The following is a 21,848-nucleotide window of genomic DNA, read 5'->3' on the forward strand; positions in this document are numbered from 1 at the left end:
CCTTGTGTCTCAAGTCGCCCTCAGCGCTGCCGTTATACTGGCAACCACGGGCGCTCGGCATTATTACATGCGCCGCCGCGCTGCCAAGAGGCCGGGTTCGACAGGTTGTATACAATCATGACTGAAATCAATAGTCTCGCTGCACAAACCGCGGTCAACACCCAAGCCATGAAGGCGGGCATGACCGGCGAACTGCTGCGCCTGACGCAACCGCAGCCTGGCTTGATGGCCCCTGGCGAGACCGCACAGGCCGAAGTGGTTGCGATGCGCCAGGTGGGCAGCGACTTTCAGCTGGTGCTACGGCTGATGCAGGCCAACGGCCTTCAAACCCAACTGCAAGCCAGTGCCAGCCAGCCCCTGCCTCAAGGCAGCCAGGTCACCGTCAGCCAGACCGAAAGCAATCATCTGGCGATCATGCTGCAGCAGGCCAGCGCCAGCCAGGTCGCTACCCTCACCCGCCTGGACACCAGCAAGGTGCCCGTCGGCACCCTGCTGCAAGGCAAGGTCATGACCAGCCAGCTACTGCCCCAGGCCGCTGGCCAGCCTGCGGCCTACCGGGCCCTGATCAGCCTGCTCAACAGCGCCCAGGCCGGCGCCACCCTGACGGTGGACAGCCCACGCCCACTGGCTATCGGCAGCCTGCTCAGCGCGCGGGTGGAGGGTGACCAGTCACTGCGTTTCGTGCCACTCAGCGGCAGGCAGGACCAGCTCAACATCGCCCAGCAGCTGCTAACCCAGCAAAACCGCCAAGCCTCGTTGCCCGGCCTGCTCAACGCCCTGCAACAGATGACCCGAGACCCTGGCATCGATGGCGACCTGCGCGCCAGCGCCGAACGCCTGTTGGTCAGCCTGCCAGATGCGCGCCAGCTGGGCGATGCGAAAGCGGTTGCCCAGGCCTTGAACAACAGTGGCGCTTTCCTTGAAGCGAAACTGCTGGGTGGCTTTCCTGCCAGCGTCGCCACCGATCTGAAAGCGCATTTGTTGCGGCTGGTCGCCCAGGCTTCAACTACGCCGCCCGGCACGTCCAACCTTGCACCCGCCAGCCTGGCCGTGACCATGCCGGCACTGGCCCGCAGTGCGCTGGGCATGCTCGAACGGGTCAGCCCCAGGCCGCAGCCGGGCGCGTTCCCGCTACCCTCGCGCCTGCTCGAGGCCCTGGAAGACGAAGGCAACCTGCAACAACTGCTGCGCCTTGCCGCTGCGGCAATTTCGCGCCTGCAAAGCCATGCCATGAGCAGCCTGCAACAGACCGGAACGCTGGAAAACGGCAACCTGCAGACCACCTGGCAAACCGAAGTGCCGATCCGCCACGGTCAGGAATTCATCCCATTGCAGGTCAAACTGCAGCGTGAAGAAACGCCGCAGCAGCAAGCCGACCGCCAGCATGAAGCACAAGACCCGCTGCAGGCCCTGTGGCGCATCGAGCTGGCCTTCGACCTGTCGCCACTCGGCCCCGTTCAGGTACAGGCGCAACTGAGCCAAGGCCGCCTGAGCGGGCAACTGTGGGCAGAGCGTGAGCAAACCGCCAGGCTGATCGACACCCAGCTCGGCGCCCTGCGCGAGCGCCTGCTGGCACGTGGCCTGGCCGTCGGTGACCTGGAGTGCCACCCTGGCACGCCGCCACAAGGCCCGCGCACGCGGGTAGAACAACGTTGGGTGGATGAAAACGCATGAGCCAGAAGCACACACGCCAGGCCATTGCCCTGAGCTACGACGGCCAGCAGGCCCCCACCCTCAGCGCCAAGGGTGACGATGCCTTGGCCGAAGCTATCCTGGCCCTGGCCCGCGAACACGAGGTGCCAATCTACGAAAATGCCGAGCTGGTGCGCCTGCTGGCGCGCCTGGAGCTGGGCGAGCAGATCCCGGAAGCGTTGTACCTGACCATCGCCGAAATCATCGCGTTTGCCTGGCAACTGCGCGGCAAAGTCCCGTATGGCTTCGATGATTCACCGATAGACGAACGTGACGTGACAGAGGTGCTTGCGCGCCTGCCTGGCCCGACAGGCTGAGCCTCAGGGCCAGCACTATTTACCACTCCCCTGCCAACCAGCCGGTCGATGCTGTGGTTTTCCCAACCCACGGAGACCGACATGGCCACCACGCACATCAATGCAGCTGGCGTGCAGTTCGTACGCAACCACCTCGCCACCCTTCCCCGCCCCGACCGCGAGGCCAAGCGCGCCATTGCTGCCTGGCTTGCCACCCAAGGGGTACACCAGGACCCAGACCTGATCGATGTCGTCACACTGCATGTTCACCCTGATGGCATCGCCAGTTACCAGGCCAAAGTCGTACAGCGGGTCAGCCTCAGCCAAGCGGTGCTGATGAACTGGCAAGGCGAATCCAACAACGACTTCTTCGGCGGGCTGTTCAGGCAACCCTGGGCCGGCACGTTGCCGGACGATGGCCCAATCACGCTGGTCGACCACTTCCCCCCACAGCCCATTTACGACAACGGCGCCTGGTACGAGGTGTTCAATGGCCTGTTCAAGCACAGCACACCCGCCCGTTACGATCATTCCACACTGCTCGACATCCGCGCCGAAGCCTTGCAAAGCCACATAGAAGCGCTGGACTTTCACACCCTCTACAAGGCGACACTCGATACCTACTGGCGCGAGCAACTTGCTGACTATCGCTTGAGCTGCAAACTCAACTTCATCGCTGCCTGCAACAAACAGGTCGCAGAAGGCAGCCTGAGTGATGCCGCTCGCATGCTGGCCTGGCGCGCGGCCGAACTGATTCCTCAGGGCAAGGGGCTGCGCCTTAGCACGCTGAGCATCTACGGCTATGCCTCCACCGACTTGCTTTACATCAACGACGCCGGCAGTGGCTTAACCCTGCTCTACGCCCCCGGCAACAGTTCACCGCTACTGGAGTTCGCCAGCGAAGACCTGTTGAAAGACTGGGTTGGCCAACAGTGCAAAGGCGCCGACACGCGCCAGGCACTCAAGCAACACTTTCGCCTGGCCGACGGCCCACAGGGCATCGACTTCAGCGGCCTGGACACCGCCCTGGAAGGCCTGGGCGTTTACCCGCACAACCACCGCTTGCCACCGGAGCATGGCTTTTTCAACAACGACGGTACATGGCCGCCGCGCACCTACGTCAATTACCGCCCCGGCAAGTACAACCCACGCATTAACGGTGATCTGTTCCAGGCCATGGCCGAGCGAATGCGCCAACGCTGCTACGACGATGCCGACTTTCTGATCACCAGCGATGCGCAGGTAACCAAGGCACGCTGGCGTGGCTACCTGGTAACCTCGCTCAACCTGCTGGCGCCCCTGGCCCTCGTGGTTCCGGAACTCGTACCCCTGCTGGCTATCGGCGGTGTAGCACAGTTTGGCTTGGGGCTCGATCAGGCAATCAACGGCAAAAGCCTTGAAGACAAGGACGCCGGCGTGAGCAACATCGTTTTCGGCCTGCTCAATGCCACGCCCTTGGTCACCCTGCCAGCGACCCGCCCGCGTATGCTCTTCCCGGGCAAAAGTCCGCGCTTCGTCATGCCCACGCGACTGAATGATCAATGGGGCTACCCACTGAGCCCCAATAGTCCACCCCGGTTACCTGAAGAATCAATAGCAGACTACTTTTCACCCCCCAAACCCTCAATCCCGACCACGCGAATCATCAGAGGCTCGTTGGATCGCGCAACGGGCACCCATCCGCTGCTGGCGATCAACGAAGGAAAAGAAGTCAAAGTACTGTATGACACTGAACACGATGCGTTCATCCTGAAGTCGGATGCCAACGAGGTATTACCAACCTATTATCAAGTCACTGACAACCATCGCGGCTTGACTGCAATTGACCTGACCAACCGCCCAGTGACAAATCAGATGCGCATGGACACGTTGCGCGCATTGGGTGTGGACATAGAACTGCCCATCACTATCCCCACGGTGAACAGCGCCGAAGTACGGCCAATTCCCAAGCAAATCCTCAGCATCTGGGTCGGCGACAAAAGCATCCCCGACGAGCTGGTGGAGACCGTTGCCAAAAACGCAAAACGCCTGGAGCACACCCGTTTCTCTTACCGTCTGTACCTGTCGAAGGCCAACCCGAAAGTATTCAAGAGCAACTACGCAAGGCTGACCGGAAAAGCCCCTCGGCTGCAGGTGCTCACACTGGAGGACCAACCCTTCTTTGATAACTTCAGGGCAACCAGGCACTTTCAACAATATGAACAGGCACTTGATGCACCGGGGGCAAACTTCGCCTCAGCATGCGACATACTCCGCTACCCACTCCTTCGATCAGAGGGTGGCGTCTACATGGACATCGACGACACCTTGCGCACCTTGGGTGACAATCCACAGGCCTATGCGGTGATCGACTCAACCCCCTTGGCCACTACGCCTGACGGCCTTGTACTGGGTGGTCCGGTGAACAATGAACTGCTGGGCATGCATTGCGCATACAACACCAACATGATCGGCAGCCATGCGGGCAACCCGACCCTGAGCCGGATTTCTGAAGCGATGCACCAGCGCTTTCTCGACAACCTGGCGTTCTACAACACCCGGCCTCTACGCGGCAGTGCCGGGTTCGAGGCGTATGCCCAGGCGTTGAGCAACATGACCGGACCTGGCGTGTTCACTGATGTGGTTGACCAGCAACTGCCCAGGCTGCGTATTCTGCGACAGATCAGCAAGCTGGAATCAACGCCTCTTAATGATCCTGGCTTCGTCACAGGAGACTTGACCTTCCCCCTTTTCAACGCGAGACACAGCGATCAGGCGCTGAGTTACGTCGTGGAGATCGGCAACTACCACTCGTGGAGCAAAGCCTGACACCTGCTGGGCGACTTACGTCGCCCGCTTGGCTGAGCCATAAAGCCAGCACTATCTACCGCCCCCCTGCCGATCAATCAGTCGATGCTGCGGTTTTCCCAACCCACGGAGACCGACATGGCCACCACGCACATCAATGCAGCTGGCGTGCAGTTCGTACGCAACCACCTCGCCACTCTTCCCCGCCCCGACCGCGAGGCCAGGCGCGCCATTGCTGCCTGGCTTGCCACCCAAGGGGTACACCAGGACCCAGACCTGATCGATGTCGTCACGCTGCATGTTCACCCTGATGGCATCGCCAGTTACCAGGCCAAAGTCGTACAGCGGGTCAGCCTCACCCAAGCGGTGCTGATGAACTGGCAAGGCGAATCCAACAACGACTTTTTCGGCGGGCTGTTCAGGCAACCCTGGGCCGGCACGTTGCCGGACGATGGCCCGATCACGCTGGTCGACCACTTCCCCCCACAGCCCATTTACGACAACGGCGCCTGGTACGAGGTGTTCAATGGCCTGTTCAGGCGTACCACACCCGCCCGTTACGATCACTCGACGCTGCTCGACCTCCGCGCCGAAACCTTGCAACGCCATATAGAGGCAATGGACTTCCACTCAGGTTACAAGGCATCACTCGACACTTACTGGCATCAACACCTTTCAGACTACCGGCTGTGCTGCAAACTCAACTTCATCGCTGCCTGCAACAAACAGGTCGCAGAAGGCAGCCTGAGCGACGCCGCACGTAAGCTGGCCTGGCGGGCAGCCGACCTGATCCCGCGTGGCAAGGGTTTACGCCTGAGCACGCTGAGCATCTACGGCTATGCAGCCACTGACCTGCTGTACATCAACGACACCAAGACCGACCTGACCCTGCTCTACGCCCCCGGCAACAGTTCACCGCTACTGGAGTTCGCCAGCGAAGACCTGTTGAAAGACTGGGTTGGCCAACAGTGCAAAGGCGCCGACACGCGTCAGGCACTCAAGCAACACTTTCGCCTGGCCGACGGCCCACAGGGCATCGACTTCAGCGGCCTGGACACCGCCCTGGAAGGCCTGGGCGTTTACCCGCACAACCACCGCTTGCCACCGGAGCATGGCTTTTTCAACAACGACGGTACATGGCCGCCGCGCACCTACGTCAATTACCGCCCCGGCAAGTACAACCCACGCATTAGCGGTGATCTGTTCCAGGTCATGGCCGAGCGAATGCGCCAACGCTGCTATGACGATGCCGATTTCCTCATTACCAGCAATGCGCAAATAACAAAATCCAGATGGGCCAGCTACCTGAACAGCACCCTCACGCTTGTGGCACCGCTGACATTCGTGGTGCCGGGCCTAGCCCCACTGCTTGCGCTGGGCGGTATAGCGCAGCTTGCGCTTGGCCTTGACCAGGCCATCAACGGGAAAACCTTGAGCGAAAAACAGCAAGGGCTGGGCGATATCGCTTACGGTCTTTTGAATGCAACCCCATTGGCCGCTGAGGCCGTGATCAAAAGCACTGCGCTGTTTCGCTATCAGGAAGACGGCTTCGTTCTCCCGCGCAAAATCAATGATCAATGGGGATACCCCCTGAGTCCCGTAAGCCCGCCCCATCTGCCGGAGGTGGAGGTAGCGCCCTATTTTCACCGCCCGGCGCGCATAGCGCCCCTGCCGGACGCTGATGCCGTCGTTGCCAACTCGGTAAGGCGCTTTCCTCGGTACAACGGCGATGTGGACCAACTGATCGGCTACTACGAAGAAGTGCCCGACTACGCAGAAGTGCTCGACCTGGTCTACGACATGGAAGCCGATCTGTTCATCACCGAGGAAGGCACCAATGAGGTAGAACCGGTTTACTATGAAGCCGAGCCCGAAACCGGTAACTTGCGCATCGTCAACCCCGAAGGGCGCCAGGTAACAAACCAGATGCGCATGTCATCCCTGCGAGCGCTGGGTATCGATGTGCAGCTTCCCGTACATTTACCAGCGCCCGTCCCGCCAGGTGCTCACCCGATCCCCAAGCTGATTTCATCGCTTTGGGTCGGCAATAAAACGCTCAGCGACGAGCTGCTTGGCACACTGGCTGCCAACGCACTAAAACTACGCGACAGTGCGTATCGATATCGGCTATTCCTGTCAAAAGCAAACCCCGAGGCCTTTGCGGAAAACCTGCGCATGCTAGAGGCAAGAGTGCCCGATATGCAGGTATTAACACTGGAAGACCAGCCTTTCTTCACCGCCTTCGAACAAAGCCAATACTTTGCCCAGTACCAGGCAGCAATCGACGGCAACGGAGGTGTAGCCACCAACTTCTCCTCAGCATCGGATGTATTGCGCTACCCGATGCTGCATGCTGAAGGCGGGATATACATGGATGTCGATGACCAACTGCTGGATGCGGCGGCGAGTGCCGCTCATAACACTGCGGCTATCGATACCGTAGAATTGCTCGCCACCGATGACGGGCTGCTGTTACACCCACCCATGCAAAAAGAAAAGCTGGGAATGAACACGCAGTTCAACACCAGCATGATCGGCAGCCACGCCGGCAACCCGACACTGCTGGCCATTTCCGAAGAAATGCATGCCCGCTATCTAGGCAATGCGGATTTCTACCAGGTACGTCCCACGCTGGCAGATGACCCCGCTGGCTTCTATCGCTACGCCAACCGGCTCAGCGAACTGACCGGCCCGGGAATGTTCAATGCCGTGGTAGACCGGTTGCTGCCAGACCTCTATTGCCTGCGGCAGCTTCACAACCTGTACATGATGCCGCGCATCAACAGCTTCCTGTACGTTGACCTGGACGCTTTCCTCGCACTTCAGCGACAGCGCCTGCCACTGTCCCGCGTGGCCAACGTGGGCGGCATGCATTCCTGGGCCACTACCTGACGCAGCACCTGAAAGAAAGGCGACATCATGGTCGCCTTTGTGCATTCACCCGCTGCGGTGCAGCTTGCTCATCAACTCCGCCTCGGCCTGGGTCAGGCCGCAGCTTTCGGTCAATTCGGCCACGCTGGCGCCCATGCCCACCAGTTTGGCAGCCTGGGTGAAGGTGACGTTGTTGGGGTCACGCTGTTCCAGCTGCTGAATCTTGTCGGGCAGTGGCGCCACCGCCACGCTCAGCTCGTGCAGCGCCTCGCCCATGCGCACGGTACCGTTCTGGTAGTCGTCCAGGCGTTTGGCCAAGTCCTTGATGCGCTGGTCACGCAGCGCATCGCCTTCGGCCTGTTGCGCAGCCAGCTCGCGCTGGCGCTTGCTGTAGTTGAGGAAAAACCACAGGCTCAGCGCCCACACCAGCGCCAGGAAGATGACAGCAACCTGTAGGATCAACTCAGATATTCTCCAGCTCGGACCACTCTTCCTCGGTCATCATCTTGTCCAGCTCAACCAGAATCAGCAGTTCGCCATTCTTGTTGCACACGCCCTGGATGAACTTGGCCGACTCTTCGTTACCCACGTTTGGCGCGGTCTCGATTTCGGACTGGCGCAGGTACACCACCTCGGCCACGCTGTCGACCAGAATGCCGACCACTTGCTTGTCAGCCTCGATGATGACGATACGGGTGTTGTCGGTGACTTCGGTCGGCATCAGGCCGAAACGCTGGCGGGTGTCGATCACCGTCACCACGTTGCCGCGCAGGTTGATGATGCCCAGCACATAGCTTGGCGCACCCGGCACCGGGGCGATTTCGGTGTAGCGCAACACTTCCTGTACCTGCATCACATTGATGCCGTAGGACTCGTTGTCCAGACGGAAGGTAACCCACTGCAGGATCGGATCTTCGGAACCTTGTGCAGACGACTTTTTCATTCCCCTAGCCCTCAAAATCCGCCATTGGCGGTGTGTTCGGTGTCATTTTTGTCTAGCGTGCATCTGCTTGACCGCGCCGCTGGCGATCAGCTCGGCCAACGCGGCGACGTCGAGCAGTGCACACATGTGTTCGATTACGGTGCCGGCCAGCCACGGGCGCTGGCCGCGCTGGCTGCGCCATTTGATTTCGGACGGGTCCAGGCGCAGCGAGCGGCTGACCTGGTGCACGGCCAGCCCCCATTCGTAGCCCTGCACGGAAATCACGTAATTCAGGCCTTGGCGAAAATCATCCCGGTAACGGTCGGGCATCACCCAACGCGCAGTGTCCAGCACCTTCAGGTTACCCGCCTGGCAGGTCAGGATGCCGAGAAACCAGTCGGGTTGGCCGAACAGCGGCGTCAGCTCCTGGCCGGCCAGGTTGTAGATCGACCCCAGGCACACCAACGGCACCGCCAGGGTCAGGCCAGCCACGTCGAACAGCAGGCATTCGAACGGCTCGGCGGCCCACACCGGACGGCCGTCGACGCTGGCTGGCGGCACCGGCAGGTCCGGCGCCGGCAAATGCACATCCACCAGCGGAACCGCCAGCTCCACAGCCTGCTCTTCAACCAGTACCGGAATACTGGCCTCGGCTACCACCGCTTGCTCGACCACCGTCACCACAGGTGCTTCCACCGGCATGACGGCAGGCAGCACCGCCAGCTTTGGTTCGGCGAAAGGCCGCGGCGGGAAGTTAGCAGCGGTTTCGGCCGGCGCCGGCACGGTCGGTTGCCGGGCATCACGCGCCTGTTCCTCACGCACCGCTTCGGCGAAATCGTCCGCTACAACCGGCGGCTCGAACAGGCCTTCGGCCTCGGTAGCCTCCTGCAGCAGGCCATCGAGGTACGACTGCAGAGCCAGCTGCGGGCGGGTGCCGGTTTTCTGTATCTGGGTCATCAGGCCACCTGCGCCGCAGTCTTGTAGGTCAACAGGTGCTTGAGCAGCGCCCGGTAGGCAACCAGCCCACGGCTCTTGCTGTCGAACTGCGAGGGCGTAACGCCCTTGCGGCTGGCATCGCGCAGGCGCGTGTCCACCGGGATGTAGCCTTGCCACACCTGCTGGCCGTAACTGTCACGCAACTGCTTGAGCGTGCCCAGCGAGGCCTGCGTACGGCGGTCGAACAGGGTTGGCACAATCTGATACGGCAGCGCCTGCTTGCGCGAGCGGTTGACCATGGCCAGGGTGCCGACCATACGCTCCAGGCCCTTGACCGCGAGGAACTCGGTTTGCACCGGGATCACCAACTGCTGGCTGGCGGCCAGGGCATTGACCATCAGCACGCCGAGCAAGGGTGGGCTGTCGATCAGGGCAAAGTCGAAATCCTGCCATAGCTGCGCCAGACTCTTGGCGATTACCAGGCCCAGGCCGTTCTGCCCCGGCGACTGGCGCTCCAGCACGGCCAGCGCAGTGCTCGACGGCAACAGCGAGATGCGCTCGTCACTGGTGGGCAGCAGCAATTGCCCAGGCAAGCCGTCGGGTACCGCACCCTTGTGCAGGAACAGGTCGTAGCAGCTGTGCTCCAGGGCATCGGGGTTGTGCCCGAAATAGCTGGTCATCGAACCGTGCGGGTCGAGGTCGACGACGACCACGCGCTTGCCGGCCTCTGCCAGCAGGCCGGCCAGGGCGATGGTCGTGGTGGTCTTGCCGACGCCACCTTTTTGATTGGCTACTGCCCAGACTCTCATCGTGCGTTGCTTCCTCCCGGTATGGCCGCCTGCCCTGCCGGGAACGGTGTGAAATTCAGTGACGGAGAATTGACGAGTTACTGCCCCGCCACCGTTGCTGGCGTTGCAGGTGCACTTTGTGTGCCAGCGCGTCGTAATGCAGCATCCGGCGTGGCATTGGCACTGCCCGAGCCGGTCAGGCTACGGCGCACTTCAAGGTTGCGCGATATCACCAGTACCACACGGCGGTTGCGCGCGCGGCCGTCGGCGGTGTCGTTGCTGGCCACCGGCTGGTACTCGCCGTAGCCCACCGAAGCCATGCGCGCCGGATTCACCCCTTCCATCGCCAGCAGCCGCACGATGCTCGCCGCCCGTGCCGACGACAGCTCCCAGTTGGTCGGGTACTGCGCGGTGCGGATTGGCAGGTTGTCGGTAAAGCCCTCGACGTGCACCGGGTTGGCGAACGGCTTGAGAATGTTGGCCACCTTTTCGATGATGGCGAACGCCTTGTCACTGGGCATGGCATCGCCGCTGCCGAACAGCAGCGACGAGTTCAGCTCGATCTCGATCCACAACTCGTTGCCGCGCACAGTCATCTGATTGCTGTTGATCAGGTCGCCAAAGGCATCACGCACATCATCGCTGATGGTTTTCAGCGGGTCGACGTTGGTTGCCGCCAGGCCCGCCTCGGTCTGCTCGCTGTCCTTCACCAGCGGCTCTGCCGGGCGCACGCTCAACGGCTGCTCATCGCCGATGGGGATGGGTTTCATGCTGCGTTCAGGGTCGTTGAACACCCCGAGCAAGGCCTGGGAAATGACCTTGTATTTGCCCTCGTTGATCGAGGAAATCGAGTACATCACCACGAAAAAGGCGAACAGCAAGGTGATGAAGTCGGCGTACGACACCAGCCAGCGTTCGTGGTTTTCGTGTTCCTCGGTATGACGACGGCGGCGCATGGGTTACTCCATGAAGCCTTGCAGCTTCAGCTCGATCGAGCGCGGGTTCTCACCCTCGGCAATCGACAGCAGGCCTTCGAGCAGCATTTCGCGGTAGCGCGACTGGCGCATGACAATGGCCTTGAGCTTGTTGGCGACCGGCAGCAGGATCAGGTTGGCGCTGGCCACGCCGTAGATGGTTGCAACGAAGGCCACGGCAATACCGTTGCCCAACTGCGACGGGTCGGCCAGGTTGCCCATGACGTGGATCAGGCCCATTACCGCACCGATGATGCCGATGGTCGGCGCATAGCCGCCCATGCTTTCGAACACCTTGGCGGCCTGGATATCACGGCTTTCCTGGGTCAAAAAGTCGACTTCAAGGATGCTGCGGATGGCTTCCGGCTCGGCGCCGTCCACCAGCAGTTGCAGGCCCTTGCGTGCATACGGGTCGGGCTCGCTGTCGGCCACCCCTTCCAGGCCCAGCAGGCCTTCCTTGCGTGCGGTCAGGCTCCAGTTCACCACGCGGTCGATGCCGCCCGGCAGGTCGACCCGTGGCGGGAACAGGATCCAGCGCAAAATCTGCAAGGCACGCTTGAACGACGACAGCGGCGACTGCAGCAACGCTGCCGCCAAGGTGCCGCCCAGCACAATCAGCCCCGCCGGGCCATTGATCAGGGCCCCGACATGGCCGCCTTCGAGGAAGTTGCCCCCGACGATGGCGACAAAGGCGAGGATCAGGCCGATCAGGCTGAGGACGTCCATCAGACACAGGCCTCCACCAAGTGTTTGCCGATTTCGTCCAGGCTGTACACCGCGTCTGCCAGGTTGGCCTTGACGATGGCCATGGGCATGCCATAGATCACGCAGCTGGCCTCATCCTGGGCCCACACCGTGCTGCCACCCTGCTTGAGCAGGCGCGCACCTTCGCGGCCATCGGCGCCCATGCCGGTGAGCACCACCGACAGCACCTTGTCGCCATACGACTTGGCCGCCGAACCAAAGGTGATGTCCACGCACGGCTTGTAGTTCAGGCGCTCGTCACCTGGCAGGATCTTCACCGAGCCACGGCCATCGATCATCATCTGCTTGCCACCCGGGGCCAGCAGCGCCAGGCCCGGGCGCAGCATGTCACCGTCCTCGGCCTCCTTGACGCTGATGCGGCAGAGTTTGTCGAGGCGTTCGGCAAAGGCCTTGGTGAACGCCGCCGGCATGTGCTGGATCAGCACGATCGGCGCCGGGAAATTGGCCGGCAACTGGGTCAGCACCCGCTGCAAAGCCACCGGGCCACCTGTGGAGGTGCCGATGGCTACCAGTTTGTATGGCTTGCGCTTGGGGGCAGGCGAGTGCGATGCCACAGGGGCCGGGGCCGGGGCCGCCGCTCGGGCAGGCGCCGCAGCGCGAGCTGGCGTCGGGCTGGCAAAGCTGCTCGTCGGCACAGGGCTGCTGGCTGGCGCAGGCGCTGCGACCGGCGCGGTGCGGGGATAGCTGCCAAGGCGACGGTTGCTGCGCGAAATGGTGTGCACCTTCTCGCACAGCATCTGCTTGACCTTTTCGGGGTTGCGCGAGATGTCTTCGAAGTTTTTCGGCAGGTAATCCACCGCCCCCGCATCCAGGGCATCGAGGGTGACACGGGCACCTTCGTGGGTCAGCGAGGAGAACATCAACACGGGCGTCGGGCAGCGCTGCATGATGTGCCGCACTGCGGTGATGCCATCCATCATGGGCATTTCGTAGTCCATGGTGATGACATCGGGCTTGAGCGCCAGCGCCTGGTCGATTGCTTCCTTGCCGTTGGTCGCGGTACCCACTACCTGGATCGTCGGATCCGCCGAGAGGATTTCCGAGACGCGGCGGCGGAAGAAACCGGAATCATCCACCACCAGGACCTTGACTGCCATAAACACTCCATTAGGTGGTGCACCCCGCCAGGGTGCGCCACCGAAATCAAATACGCCGCGCGGCGTAACGCTTGAGCATGCTCGGGACGTCGAGAATCAACGCAATGCGCCCGTCACCGGTGATGGTGGCCCCGGACATGCCCGGGGTGCCCTGCAGCATCTTGCCCAGCGGCTTGATTACCACTTCTTCCTGGCCCACCAGTTGATCGACGACAAAGCCGATGCGTTGCGTGCCGACCGACAGGATCACCACGTGGCCCTCGTGCTGCTCTTCGTGCACCTGGCCCTGCACCAGCCAGCGCTTGAGGTAGAACAGCGGCAGCGCCTTGTCGCGCACGATCACCACTTCCTGGCCGTCGACCACATTGGTGCGCGACAGGTCGAGATGGAAGATCTCGTTGACGTTGACCAGTGGGAAGGCGAACGCCTGGTTGCCCAGCATCACCATCAGCGTGGGCATGATCGCCAGGGTCAGCGGTACCTTGATGACGATCTTCGAGCCCTGGCCCTTGGCCGAGTAAATGTTGATCGAACCGTTGAGCTGGGAGATCTTGGTCTTCACCACGTCCATGCCCACGCCACGCCCGGACACGTCGGAAATCTCGGTCTTGGTCGAGAACCCTGGCGCGAAGATCAGGTTGTAACAGTCCGACTCGCTCAAGCGCTCGGCGGCGTCCTTGTCCATCAGGCCCTTTTCCACGGCCTTGGCACGCAGGATGTTCGGGTCCATGCCCTTGCCGTCGTCAGAAATCGACAGCAGGATGTGGTCGCCTTCCTGCTCGGCAGACAGCACCACACGGCCCGTACGCGCCTTGCCAGACGCTTCACGCTCATCAGGCATCTCGACACCATGGTCGACAGCGTTGCGCACAAGGTGCACCAACGGGTCGGCCAGGGCCTCGACCAGGTTCTTGTCCAGGTCGGTCTCTTCGCCGACCAGCTCCAGGTTGATCTCTTTTTTCAGCTGGCGAGCCAGGTCGCGCACCAGCCGAGGGAAGCGGCCAAACACTTTCTTGATCGGCTGCATGCGGGTTTTCATCACCGCTGTCTGCAGGTCGGCAGTGACAACATCGAGGTTGGACACGGCCTTGGACATGGCCTCGTCGCCGCTGTTCAGGCCCAAGCGCACCAGGCGGTTACGCACCAGCACCAGTTCGCCCACCATGTTCATGATCTCGTCCAGGCGCGCAGTGTCCACACGCACGGTGGTTTCCGCTTCGCTGACAGCATGCTTGTCGGCGGCCGGGGCCGGCGCACGGGGTGCCGCCGCTGGCTTGCTCGCCGGCGCTGCAGCGGCAGGCTTGGCAACCGGCTGGCTGTCGGCCTTGGCTGCGACGGGTGCTTGCACCTTGGCTGCAGCAGACGCTTCGACTGCTGCAACGTCACCGCCGAACTTGCCCTTGCCATGCAACTGGTCCAGCAACGCCTCGAACTCATGCTCGCTGATTTCGTCGCTGGCCGCTGCGGGGTTGCCCTCCACGGCGGGCGCCGGCGCCTTGGCGGCTGGCAAGGCATCCGCCTGGAAGGTGCCCTTGCCATGCAACTGGTCGAGCAGCGATTCGAACTCGGCGTCGGTGATTTCATCGCTGACCGGTTCGGCAGACGCGGCTACCGGCGCGGCCGCCACCTCGGTGCTGAACTGGCCTTTGCCGTGCAACTGGTCAAGCAACGACTCGAATTCGGCATCGGTGATTTCGTCACCCTCGCCGCTGACGGTCTCGCCCTGCATCTGCTCGTCGGCCGCCGCTTGCGCCTTGACCGCATCGAGCGAGTCGAGCAACTGTTCAAACTCGCTGTCGGTGATGTCCTGGTCTTCGACCGGGGCTGCGGCGGGCGCCTCGGCAACCGGCTCGGGTACAGCAACAGACGGCGCAACCGCTTCGGCGCCACCGGGCTCGGCCAGGCGTGACAACGCCGCCAGCAGCTCGGGGGTGGCCGGGGTCACTTCGGCGCGCTCGCGCACCTGGCCAAACATGCTGTTGACCGTATCGAGTGCCTCGAGCACCACGTCCATCAGTTCCGCATCGACCCGGCGCTCACCCTTGCGCAGGACGTCGAACACGTTCTCGGCAATATGGCAGCACTCCACCAGCTCGTTCAGCTGAAGGAAGCCGGCGCCCCCTTTAACAGTGTGGAAACCGCGAAAGATCGCATTGAGCAGGTCGGCATCGTCGGGCCGGCTTTCCAGCTCGACCAGTTGCTCGGACAGTTGCTCAAGAATTTCGCCGGCTTCTACCAGGAAATCCTGGAGGATTTCTTCATCGGCGCCGAAGCTCATCAAACGTGCTCCTTAAAAACCCAGGCTGGACAGCAGATCATCGACATCGTCCTGACCGGACACGACGTCTTCACGCTTATCGGCATGAATCTGCGGACCTTCACCCCGAGTCGGATGTTTTTCTGCATCTTTTTCTGCGCGCAGTTGATCGTGGTCATGTTTTATGCCGGCAAACCGGTCGACCTGGCTGGCCATCAGCACCAGCTTGAGCAAGTTGCTTTCGACTTCGGTCACCAATGCGGTGACGCGCTTGATCACCTGACCGGTCAGGTCCTGATAGTCCTGAGCCAGCAGAATGTCATTGAGGTGACCGGCGACCTTGCGGTTACCTTCGGCGCTGTGCGTCAGGAAACTGTCGACACGCTTGACCAGGTCACGGAATTCCGGCGCAGCCACTTCGCGGCGCATGAAGCGCTGCCAGTCGGTGCTCAGGGCCTTGGCCTCGCTGGCCAGGTCGTTGAGCACCGGGGTGCTTTCCTCGACCAGGTCCATGGTGCGGTTGGCCGCGCCCTCGGTCAGCTTGACCACGTACGACAGGCGCTCGGTGGCGTCGGTAATCTGCGACACCTCCTCGGCTTGTGGCATGGTCGGGTCGATCTGGAAACTGACGATGGCGCTGTGCAGCTCGCGGGTCAGCTTGCCGACTTCCTGGTACAGGCCACGGTCGCGGGTCTGGTTCAGCTCGTGAATCAGCTGCACCGCCTCGCCGAAGCGGCCGCGCTCCAGGCTTTCGACCAACTCCTGGGCGTGTTTCTTCAGGGTCGATTCGAACTCGCCCAAAGAGGTTTGTGATGAATCCATGGCGCGCCCCCTGACGTGACTCAACCGTTGACGCGTTCGAAGATCTTCTCGATCTTTTCTTTGAGCACCTGGGCGGTGAACGGCTTGACCACGTAACCATTGACGCCGGCCTGGGCCGCTTCGATGATCTGGTCGCGCTTGGCTTCAGCAGTCACCATCAGTACCGGCATGCTTTTCAGCTTGTCGCTGGCACGCACTTTACGCAGCAGGTCGATGCCGGACATGCCCGGCATGTTCCAGTCGGTCACCAGGAAGTCATAGTGGCCGTTTTCCAGCATCGGCAGCGCCGTGGTGCCGTCATCGGCTTCGTCGGTGTTGGTGAAGCCCAGGTCACGCAACAGGTTCTTGATGATCCGCCGCATCGTCGAAAAATCGTCAACGATGAGGATTTTCATGTCTTTGTTCAAGTAGACCTCCAAGCAGTCTCAAACGCGCTCGGCCCCGAGCGCGCATTCAATCAATTCGGTGCAACATGGAAAATGCATGTGGAAAACGACTGCAACGACAGCAGGCTCAACGTGCCCGCCATTCCCCCAAGCGGCTGCGCAGACGCGCGGCACACTGGCTGTGCAACTGGCTGACTCGCGATTCGCTGACACCCAGCACCTCACCGATTTCCTTGAGGTTCAGCTCTTCGTCGTAGTACAGCGCCAGCACCAGGCGCTCACGTTCCGGCAGGTTGGCAATGGCTTCGGTCAGGGCAGCCTGGAAGCGCTCGTCCTCCAGGCCACGCGCAGGTTCGACGTGGCCACTGGCACCATCCTCGTGAAGCCCTTCGTGCTCGCCGTCCTGCAACAGGTCGTCAAAGCTGAACAGTCGGCTGCCCAGGGTGTCGTTCAAGATCCCGTAGTAATCATCGAGACTCAATTGGAGTTCGGCAGCAACTTCATGATCTTTAGCGTCCCGGCCCGTTCTGGCCTCCACGGCACGCATCGCGTCACTGACCATACGGGTATTGCGGTGCACCGAACGCGGTGCCCAGTCGCCTTTGCGAACCTCATCCAGCATGGCCCCGCGAATGCGGATGCCGGCGTAGGTTTCAAAGCTGGCGCCCTTGCTGGCGTCATACTTGCTGGCCACTTCCAGCAGGCCGATCATGCCGGCCTGGATCAGATCCTCGACCTGCACATTGGCTGGCAACCGCGCCAGCAAGTGGTAGGCAATACGCTTGACCAGCGGCGCATAACGCTCGATCAGCTCGTATTGGGCGTCTTTGGCCGCCCGGCTGTACATCCTGAAGCCGCTGGCGTTCATAGCACAGGTCCCGCGCTGGTGGGCTGCACCAGCCGCTCGACGAAGAACTCCAGATGGCCGCGCGGGTTGGCCGGCAACGGCCAGCTGTCGACCTTCTGAGCAATCGCCTTGAAGGCCAGCGCGCACTTGGAGCGAGGGAAGGCCTCGTAGACGGCACGCTGCTTTTGCACCGCCTTGCGCACGCACTCGTCGTACGGCACGGCGCCTACGTACTGCAGGGCAACGTCAAGGAAGCGGTCGGTGACCTTGGTCAGCTTGGCGAACAGGTTGCGCCCTTCCTGTGGACTCTGTGCCATGTTGGCCAGCACGCGGAAACGATTCATGCCGTAATCGCGGTTCAGCAGTTTGATCAGGGCGTAGGCGTCGGTGATCGAGGTGGGTTCGTCGCACACCACCAGCAGCACTTCCTGGGCAGCGCGAACGAAGCTGACCACCGAGTCACCGATACCCGCAGCCGTGTCGATCACCAGCACGTCGAGGTTGTCGCCGATTTCGCTGAACGCCTGGATCAGACCCGCATGCTGGGCCGGGGCCAGGTGCACCATGCTCTGGGTGCCCGAGGCCGCCGGCACGATGCGCACACCGCCAGGGCCTTGCAGCATCACGTCACGCAGCTCACAGCGCCCTTCGATGACATCGGCCAAGGTACGTTTGGGGGTAAGGCCCAGCAACACGTCGACGTTGGCCAGGCCCAGGTCGGCGTCAAGCAGCATGACCCTGCGGCCAAGCTCGGCCAGCGCCAGGGACAAGTTCACTGAAACGTTAGTCTTGCCGACGCCACCTTTGCCACCGGTCACGGCGATCACCTGTACGGGATGCATGCTACCCATGTCTGTTCTTTACCTTGTCTCGCTGGGACTCAGGCCACACGTGGGGCAATTCTGCGTACCCCTTGGCATAGCTACTTTGCACACACTTCATGGTCAACCCGCTCGCCGTGGGTTGTGATAGAGATCAGCGAACATGTCGGCCATGGCCTCTTCGCTGGGCTCGTCCTGCTGCTGCACATTGACTGCGCGGGAGACCAGTTGGTGGCCACGCGGCAGGTGCAGGTCGTCAGGAATGCGTGGGCCATCGGTGAGGTAGGCCACAGGCAGTTCATGACTGATGGCAAGGCTCAACACGTCGCCAAGGCTTGCCGTTTCATCGAGCTTGGTCAGGATGCAGCCCGCCAGGCCACAGCGCTTGTAGCTGTGGTAGGCGGCGGTCAGCACCTGCTTCTGGCTGGTGGTGGCCAGCACCAGGTAGTTCTTCGCAGCAATGCCACGCCCGGCCAGGGTTTCCAGCTGCATGCGCAGCGCCGGGTCGCTGGCCTGCAGGCCGGCGGTATCGATCAGCACCACGCGCTTGCGCAGCAACGGTTCCAGTGCGGCTGCCAGCGACTGCCCCGGGTCGACGTAGGTCACCGGCACGTTGAGGATGCGGCCCAAGGTCTTGAGCTGCTCCTGGGCGCCGATGCGGAAGCTGTCCATGCTCACCAGCGCCAGGTTATGCGCGCCGTACTTGAGCACGTAGCGGGCGGCCAGCTTGGCCAGGGTGGTGGTTTTGCCCATGCCGGCCGGGCCGACCATGGCGATCACCCCGCCCTCTTCGATCGGCTCGATTTCCGGGATTTCGATCATGCGCGCCAGGTGCGCCAGCAGCATGCGCCAGGCCTGGCGTGGCTCCTCGATCTCGGTGGTGAGGTCCAGCAGCTCGCGGGCAATCGGGCCGGACAGGCCGATGCGCTGCAAGCGCCGCCACAGGTTAGCCTGCTGCGGCTTGCTGCCCTGCAACTGGGTCCAGGCCAGCGAGCCGAGCTGCACTTCCAGCAACTCGCGCAGGCCCGACAGCTCGGAGCGCATGGCATCGAACAGGCGCGGGTCTACTGGCGCAGCGGCCGGGGCAGCAACGGCCTCAGGGACATCGACGTGCGGCTCGATCAATGGCTCGGCGGCGGTCAGCGACTGCCCGGCGAACAATTGGCGGTTGTTGTCACTGCTGTCCTGGCGGTGGTCCAGCTCGGCCTGGGCCGTGGCAATGCGCGTGTGCGTCTTGCGCAGCTCTTCTTCCAGCTCGGCGTTGGGCACGCGTGGGGCCAGGGCGGACAGCTTGTAGTCCAGCGCGGCCGTCAGTTCGACACCACCGGCAATACGGCGGTTGCCAATGATCGCGGCATCGGCGCCCAGCTCATCACGGACCAGTTTCATGGCCTGACGCATATCGGCGGCGAAAAATCGCTTAACTTGCATTATCCACTACCTCAGCCGTTAGGGCCCACGGTGGCAACGATGGTGACTTGCTTGTTGTCCGGTATTTCCTGATACGCCAGAACATGCAAATTCGGTACAGCCAGACGACCGAAACGCGACAGCATGGCGCGGATCGGGCCGGCGACCAGAAGAATGGCCGGCTGACCCTGCATTTCCTGGCGCTGGGCCGCTTCGATCAGCGAACGTTGCAGCTTCTCGGCCATGCTAGGCTCCAGAAGAACACCCTCTTCCTGACCCTGCCCGGCCCTTTGGAGACTATTGAGCAAAATCTGTTCCAACCTTGGCTCCAGGGTAATCACTGGCAGCTCCGACTCAACGCCGACAATGCTTTGCACGATGGCGCGACACAATCCGACGCGCACTGCCGCTACCAGCGCGGCGGTATCTTGACTCTTGCCAGCGTTGTTCGCGATGGCTTCGGCAATACTGCGAATATCGCGCACTGGCACCTGTTCCGACAACAGCGCTTGCAGCACCTTGAGCAGGCCCGACAAGGAAATGACACCCGGCACCAGCTCTTCTGCCAGTTTAGGCGATGCCTTGGCCAGCACCTGCAGCAATTGCTGGACCTCTTCGTGGCCGATAAGCTCGTGACAGTGCTTCTGCAGGATCTGATTGAGGTGGGTGGCCACCACGGTGCTGGCGTCGACCACGGTATACCCCAGCGACTGCGCTTGCGAGCGCTGGCCAACGTCGATCCACACCGCTTCAAGGCCAAACGCCGGGTCGCGCGCAGCAATACCGTTGAGGGTGCCGAAAACCTGCCCCGGGTTGATCGCCAGCTCGCGGTCCGGGTAGATCTCCGCCTCGGCCAGGATCACCCCCATCAGGGTCAGGCGATAGGCGCTGGGTTGCAGGTCGAGGTTGTCACGAATGTGCACGGTCGGCATGAGGAAACCCAGGTCCTGCGACAGCTTCTTGCGTACACCCTTGATCCGCGCCAGCAACTGGCCGCCCTGGTTGCGGTCGACCAGCGGAATCAGCCGGTAGCCGACTTCCAGGCCAATCATGTCGATCGGCGTGACGTCGTCCCAGCCCAGCTCCTTGGTCTCCAGCGCACGCTGAGGCGAGGGCAGCAGGTCCTGCTGGCGCTGCGCTTCCTGCTGCGCCTGCAGCTTGGTCTTCTGTTGTTTCTTCCACACCAGGTAGGCGCCACCACCGGCCAACAAGCCGAGGCTGAGGAATGCTACGTGCGGCATGCCCGGCACCAGGCCCATGACGATCATCAGCGCGCCCGACACGGCCAGCGCCTTGGGCGAATCGAACATCTGCCGGTTGATCAGCTTGCCCATGTCCTCGGAGCCCGAGGCACGGGTGACCATGATCGCGGCGGCGGTGGACAGCAGCAGTGATGGCAATTGCGCCACCAAACCGTCACCGATGGTCAACAGGGCGTACACCTTGCCGGCATCGCCGAAGCTCATGCCGTGTTGCAGCATGCCGATGAGCATGCCGCCGATCAGGTTGATGAACAGGATCAGCAAGCCGGCGATGGCGTCACCACGGACGAATTTGCTGGCACCGTCCATCGAGCCGTAGAACTCGGCCTCTTGCGCCACCTCGGCACGACGGTGCTTAGCCTGGGCTTGGTCGATCAGGCCGGCGTTGAGGTCGGCATCAATGGCCATCTGCTTGCCGGGCATGGCGTCGAGAGTGAAACGCGCGCTCACTTCCGAGATACGCCCGGCACCCTTGGTCACCACCACGAAATTGATGATCATGAGGATGGCGAACACCACGGCACCGACCACGTAGTTGCCGCCGATCACCACCTCACCGAAGGCCTGAATCACTTTACCGGCGGCGCCATGACCCTCCTGGCCGTGCAACATGACCACACGCGTGGAGGCCACGTTCAGGGCCAGACGCAACAGCGTGGCCACCAGCAGGATGGTCGGGAATGCAGCGAAGTCGAGCGGGCGCAGGGCGTACACGCACACCAGCAGCACGACGATCGACAACGCGATGTTGAAGGTGAAGAACACGTCGAGCAGGAACGGCGGAATCGGCAACATCATCATTGCCAACATCACCAGCAGCAACAGCGGCACACCCAGGTTGCCCCGGCCGAGCCCGGCCAGGTTGTTACGGGCGTTGCTGATTAACTGAGCGCGATCCACCGGGAGTCCTCTTGA

General features: G+C 62.1%; 18 protein-coding genes. 4 read left to right on the top strand and 14 right to left on the bottom strand.

All coding sequences use genetic code 11. The annotated features are described in order from the left end of the window. The first annotated feature begins 117 nt into the window (after positions 1–117). The 4 genes from ACF8MI_RS12760 (at position 118) to ACF8MI_RS12775 (ending at position 7,667) form a co-directional block, all read left to right on the top strand. Positions 118–1,674, top strand: coding sequence for a flagellar hook-length control protein FliK (locus ACF8MI_RS12760; RefSeq protein WP_104834241.1), 1,557 nt, complete (start codon positions 118–120; stop codon positions 1,672–1,674). Continuing rightward, positions 1,671–2,009, top strand: coding sequence for an EscU/YscU/HrcU family type III secretion system export apparatus switch protein (locus tag ACF8MI_RS12765; RefSeq protein WP_060499610.1), 339 nt, complete (start codon positions 1,671–1,673; stop codon positions 2,007–2,009). Before ACF8MI_RS12760 ends, ACF8MI_RS12765 begins: the two co-directional genes overlap by 4 nt. An 81-nt stretch (positions 2,010–2,090) precedes the next feature. Then, positions 2,091–4,796, top strand: a complete 2,706-nt coding sequence (locus ACF8MI_RS12770; RefSeq protein WP_392517553.1) for a dermonecrotic toxin domain-containing protein — start codon at positions 2,091–2,093, stop codon at positions 4,794–4,796. A gap of 117 nt (positions 4,797–4,913) precedes the next feature. After that, entirely contained in the window at positions 4,914–7,667 is a 2,754-nt protein-coding gene (locus ACF8MI_RS12775; protein ID WP_392517554.1) for a dermonecrotic toxin domain-containing protein, read from the top strand. A 45-nt stretch (positions 7,668–7,712) separates the two neighbouring features. Here ACF8MI_RS12775 and ACF8MI_RS12780 read toward each other — a convergent pair whose 3' ends face one another. The 14 genes from ACF8MI_RS12780 to flhA all read right to left on the bottom strand — a co-directional run bounded on the left by ACF8MI_RS12780 (position 7,713) and on the right by flhA (position 21,833). After that, complete coding sequence (locus tag ACF8MI_RS12780; RefSeq protein WP_060499607.1) at positions 7,713–8,108, bottom strand: DUF2802 domain-containing protein; 396 nt, start codon at positions 8,106–8,108, stop codon at positions 7,713–7,715. A gap of 1 nt (position 8,109) precedes the next feature. Further along, complete coding sequence (locus ACF8MI_RS12785; RefSeq protein ID WP_003254393.1) at positions 8,110–8,589, bottom strand: chemotaxis protein CheW; 480 nt, start codon at positions 8,587–8,589, stop codon at positions 8,110–8,112. Positions 8,590–8,631: 42 nt separating this feature from the next. Then, entirely contained in the window at positions 8,632–9,525 is an 894-nt protein-coding gene (locus ACF8MI_RS12790; protein WP_104834238.1) for a CheW domain-containing protein, read from the bottom strand. Next, positions 9,525–10,313: a ParA family protein gene (locus tag ACF8MI_RS12795; RefSeq protein WP_060499605.1), complete on the bottom strand. Its 789-nt coding sequence runs from the start codon at positions 10,311–10,313 to the stop codon at positions 9,525–9,527. The genes ACF8MI_RS12790 and ACF8MI_RS12795 overlap by 1 nt, the downstream gene beginning before the upstream one ends. A 77-nt stretch (positions 10,314–10,390) precedes the next feature. Continuing rightward, positions 10,391–11,248 (bottom strand): flagellar motor protein MotD, encoded by an 858-nt coding sequence (gene motD, locus ACF8MI_RS12800; RefSeq protein WP_025753826.1) that lies wholly within the window; start codon positions 11,246–11,248, stop codon positions 10,391–10,393. A 3-nt stretch (positions 11,249–11,251) separates the two neighbouring features. After that, on the bottom strand, positions 11,252–11,992 hold the full coding sequence (locus tag ACF8MI_RS12805; RefSeq protein ID WP_060499604.1) for a flagellar motor protein: 741 nt from the start codon (positions 11,990–11,992) through the stop codon (positions 11,252–11,254). Further along, positions 11,992–13,128 (bottom strand): chemotaxis response regulator protein-glutamate methylesterase, encoded by a 1,137-nt coding sequence (locus ACF8MI_RS12810; protein ID WP_392517555.1) that lies wholly within the window; start codon positions 13,126–13,128, stop codon positions 11,992–11,994. Before ACF8MI_RS12810 ends, ACF8MI_RS12805 begins: the two co-directional genes overlap by 1 nt. A 46-nt stretch (positions 13,129–13,174) precedes the next feature. Beyond that, complete coding sequence (locus ACF8MI_RS12815; RefSeq protein WP_104834236.1) at positions 13,175–15,406, bottom strand: chemotaxis protein CheA; 2,232 nt, start codon at positions 15,404–15,406, stop codon at positions 13,175–13,177. A 12-nt stretch (positions 15,407–15,418) separates the two neighbouring features. Next, positions 15,419–16,207 (bottom strand): protein phosphatase CheZ, encoded by a 789-nt coding sequence (locus tag ACF8MI_RS12820; RefSeq protein WP_060499602.1) that lies wholly within the window; start codon positions 16,205–16,207, stop codon positions 15,419–15,421. A 20-nt stretch (positions 16,208–16,227) separates the two neighbouring features. After that, a complete protein-coding gene (locus ACF8MI_RS12825) occupies positions 16,228–16,602 on the bottom strand; it encodes a chemotaxis response regulator CheY (protein WP_010955070.1) in 375 nt (124 codons plus the stop codon). 118 nt (positions 16,603–16,720) lie between these two features. Next, positions 16,721–17,461, bottom strand: a complete 741-nt coding sequence (gene fliA, locus ACF8MI_RS12830; RefSeq protein WP_060499601.1) for an RNA polymerase sigma factor FliA — start codon at positions 17,459–17,461, stop codon at positions 16,721–16,723. Then, positions 17,458–18,291 (bottom strand): flagellar synthesis regulator FleN, encoded by an 834-nt coding sequence (gene fleN / locus ACF8MI_RS12835; RefSeq protein ID WP_003254408.1) that lies wholly within the window; start codon positions 18,289–18,291, stop codon positions 17,458–17,460. The genes fliA and fleN overlap by 4 nt, the downstream gene beginning before the upstream one ends. Positions 18,292–18,384: 93 nt before the next feature. After that, complete coding sequence (gene flhF, locus ACF8MI_RS12840) at positions 18,385–19,692, bottom strand: flagellar biosynthesis protein FlhF (protein WP_060499600.1); 1,308 nt, start codon at positions 19,690–19,692, stop codon at positions 18,385–18,387. Positions 19,693–19,703: 11 nt separating this feature from the next. After that, positions 19,704–21,833 carry a flagellar biosynthesis protein FlhA gene (gene flhA, locus ACF8MI_RS12845; RefSeq protein WP_164524883.1) on the bottom strand — a complete coding sequence of 710 codons (2,130 nt, stop codon included), beginning with the start codon at positions 21,831–21,833 and terminating at the stop codon, positions 19,704–19,706. Positions 21,834–21,848 lie beyond the last annotated feature (15 nt).

Source organism: Pseudomonas sp. yb_9, assembly GCF_043103635.1.
GTDB classification, from domain to species: domain Bacteria; phylum Pseudomonadota; class Gammaproteobacteria; order Pseudomonadales; family Pseudomonadaceae; genus Aquipseudomonas; species Aquipseudomonas monteilii.

Excerpts from the sequence above, each read along its gene's own strand:
- ACF8MI_RS12760 (WP_104834241.1), top strand. The coding sequence starts at position 118 with ATGACTGAAATCAATAGTCTCGCTGCACAAACCGCGGTCAACACCCAA.
- ACF8MI_RS12765 (WP_060499610.1), top strand. The coding sequence starts at position 1,671 with ATGAGCCAGAAGCACACACGCCAGGCCATTGCCCTGAGCTACGACGGC.
- ACF8MI_RS12770 (WP_392517553.1), top strand. The coding sequence starts at position 2,091 with ATGGCCACCACGCACATCAATGCAGCTGGCGTGCAGTTCGTACGCAAC.
- ACF8MI_RS12775 (WP_392517554.1), top strand. The coding sequence starts at position 4,914 with ATGGCCACCACGCACATCAATGCAGCTGGCGTGCAGTTCGTACGCAAC.
- ACF8MI_RS12785 (WP_003254393.1), bottom strand. The coding sequence starts at position 8,589 with ATGAAAAAGTCGTCTGCACAAGGTTCCGAAGATCCGATCCTGCAGTGG.
- ACF8MI_RS12790 (WP_104834238.1), bottom strand. The coding sequence starts at position 9,525 with ATGACCCAGATACAGAAAACCGGCACCCGCCCGCAGCTGGCTCTGCAG.
- ACF8MI_RS12795 (WP_060499605.1), bottom strand. The coding sequence starts at position 10,313 with ATGAGAGTCTGGGCAGTAGCCAATCAAAAAGGTGGCGTCGGCAAGACC.
- motD (WP_025753826.1), bottom strand. The coding sequence starts at position 11,248 with ATGCGCCGCCGTCGTCATACCGAGGAACACGAAAACCACGAACGCTGG.
- ACF8MI_RS12805 (WP_060499604.1), bottom strand. The coding sequence starts at position 11,992 with ATGGACGTCCTCAGCCTGATCGGCCTGATCCTCGCCTTTGTCGCCATC.
- ACF8MI_RS12810 (WP_392517555.1), bottom strand. The coding sequence starts at position 13,128 with ATGGCAGTCAAGGTCCTGGTGGTGGATGATTCCGGTTTCTTCCGCCGC.
- ACF8MI_RS12815 (WP_104834236.1), bottom strand. The coding sequence starts at position 15,406 with ATGAGCTTCGGCGCCGATGAAGAAATCCTCCAGGATTTCCTGGTAGAA.
- ACF8MI_RS12820 (WP_060499602.1), bottom strand. The coding sequence starts at position 16,207 with ATGGATTCATCACAAACCTCTTTGGGCGAGTTCGAATCGACCCTGAAG.
- ACF8MI_RS12825 (WP_010955070.1), bottom strand. The coding sequence starts at position 16,602 with ATGAAAATCCTCATCGTTGACGATTTTTCGACGATGCGGCGGATCATC.
- fliA (WP_060499601.1), bottom strand. The coding sequence starts at position 17,461 with ATGAACGCCAGCGGCTTCAGGATGTACAGCCGGGCGGCCAAAGACGCC.
- fleN (WP_003254408.1), bottom strand. The coding sequence starts at position 18,291 with ATGGGTAGCATGCATCCCGTACAGGTGATCGCCGTGACCGGTGGCAAA.
- flhF (WP_060499600.1), bottom strand. The coding sequence starts at position 19,692 with ATGCAAGTTAAGCGATTTTTCGCCGCCGATATGCGTCAGGCCATGAAA.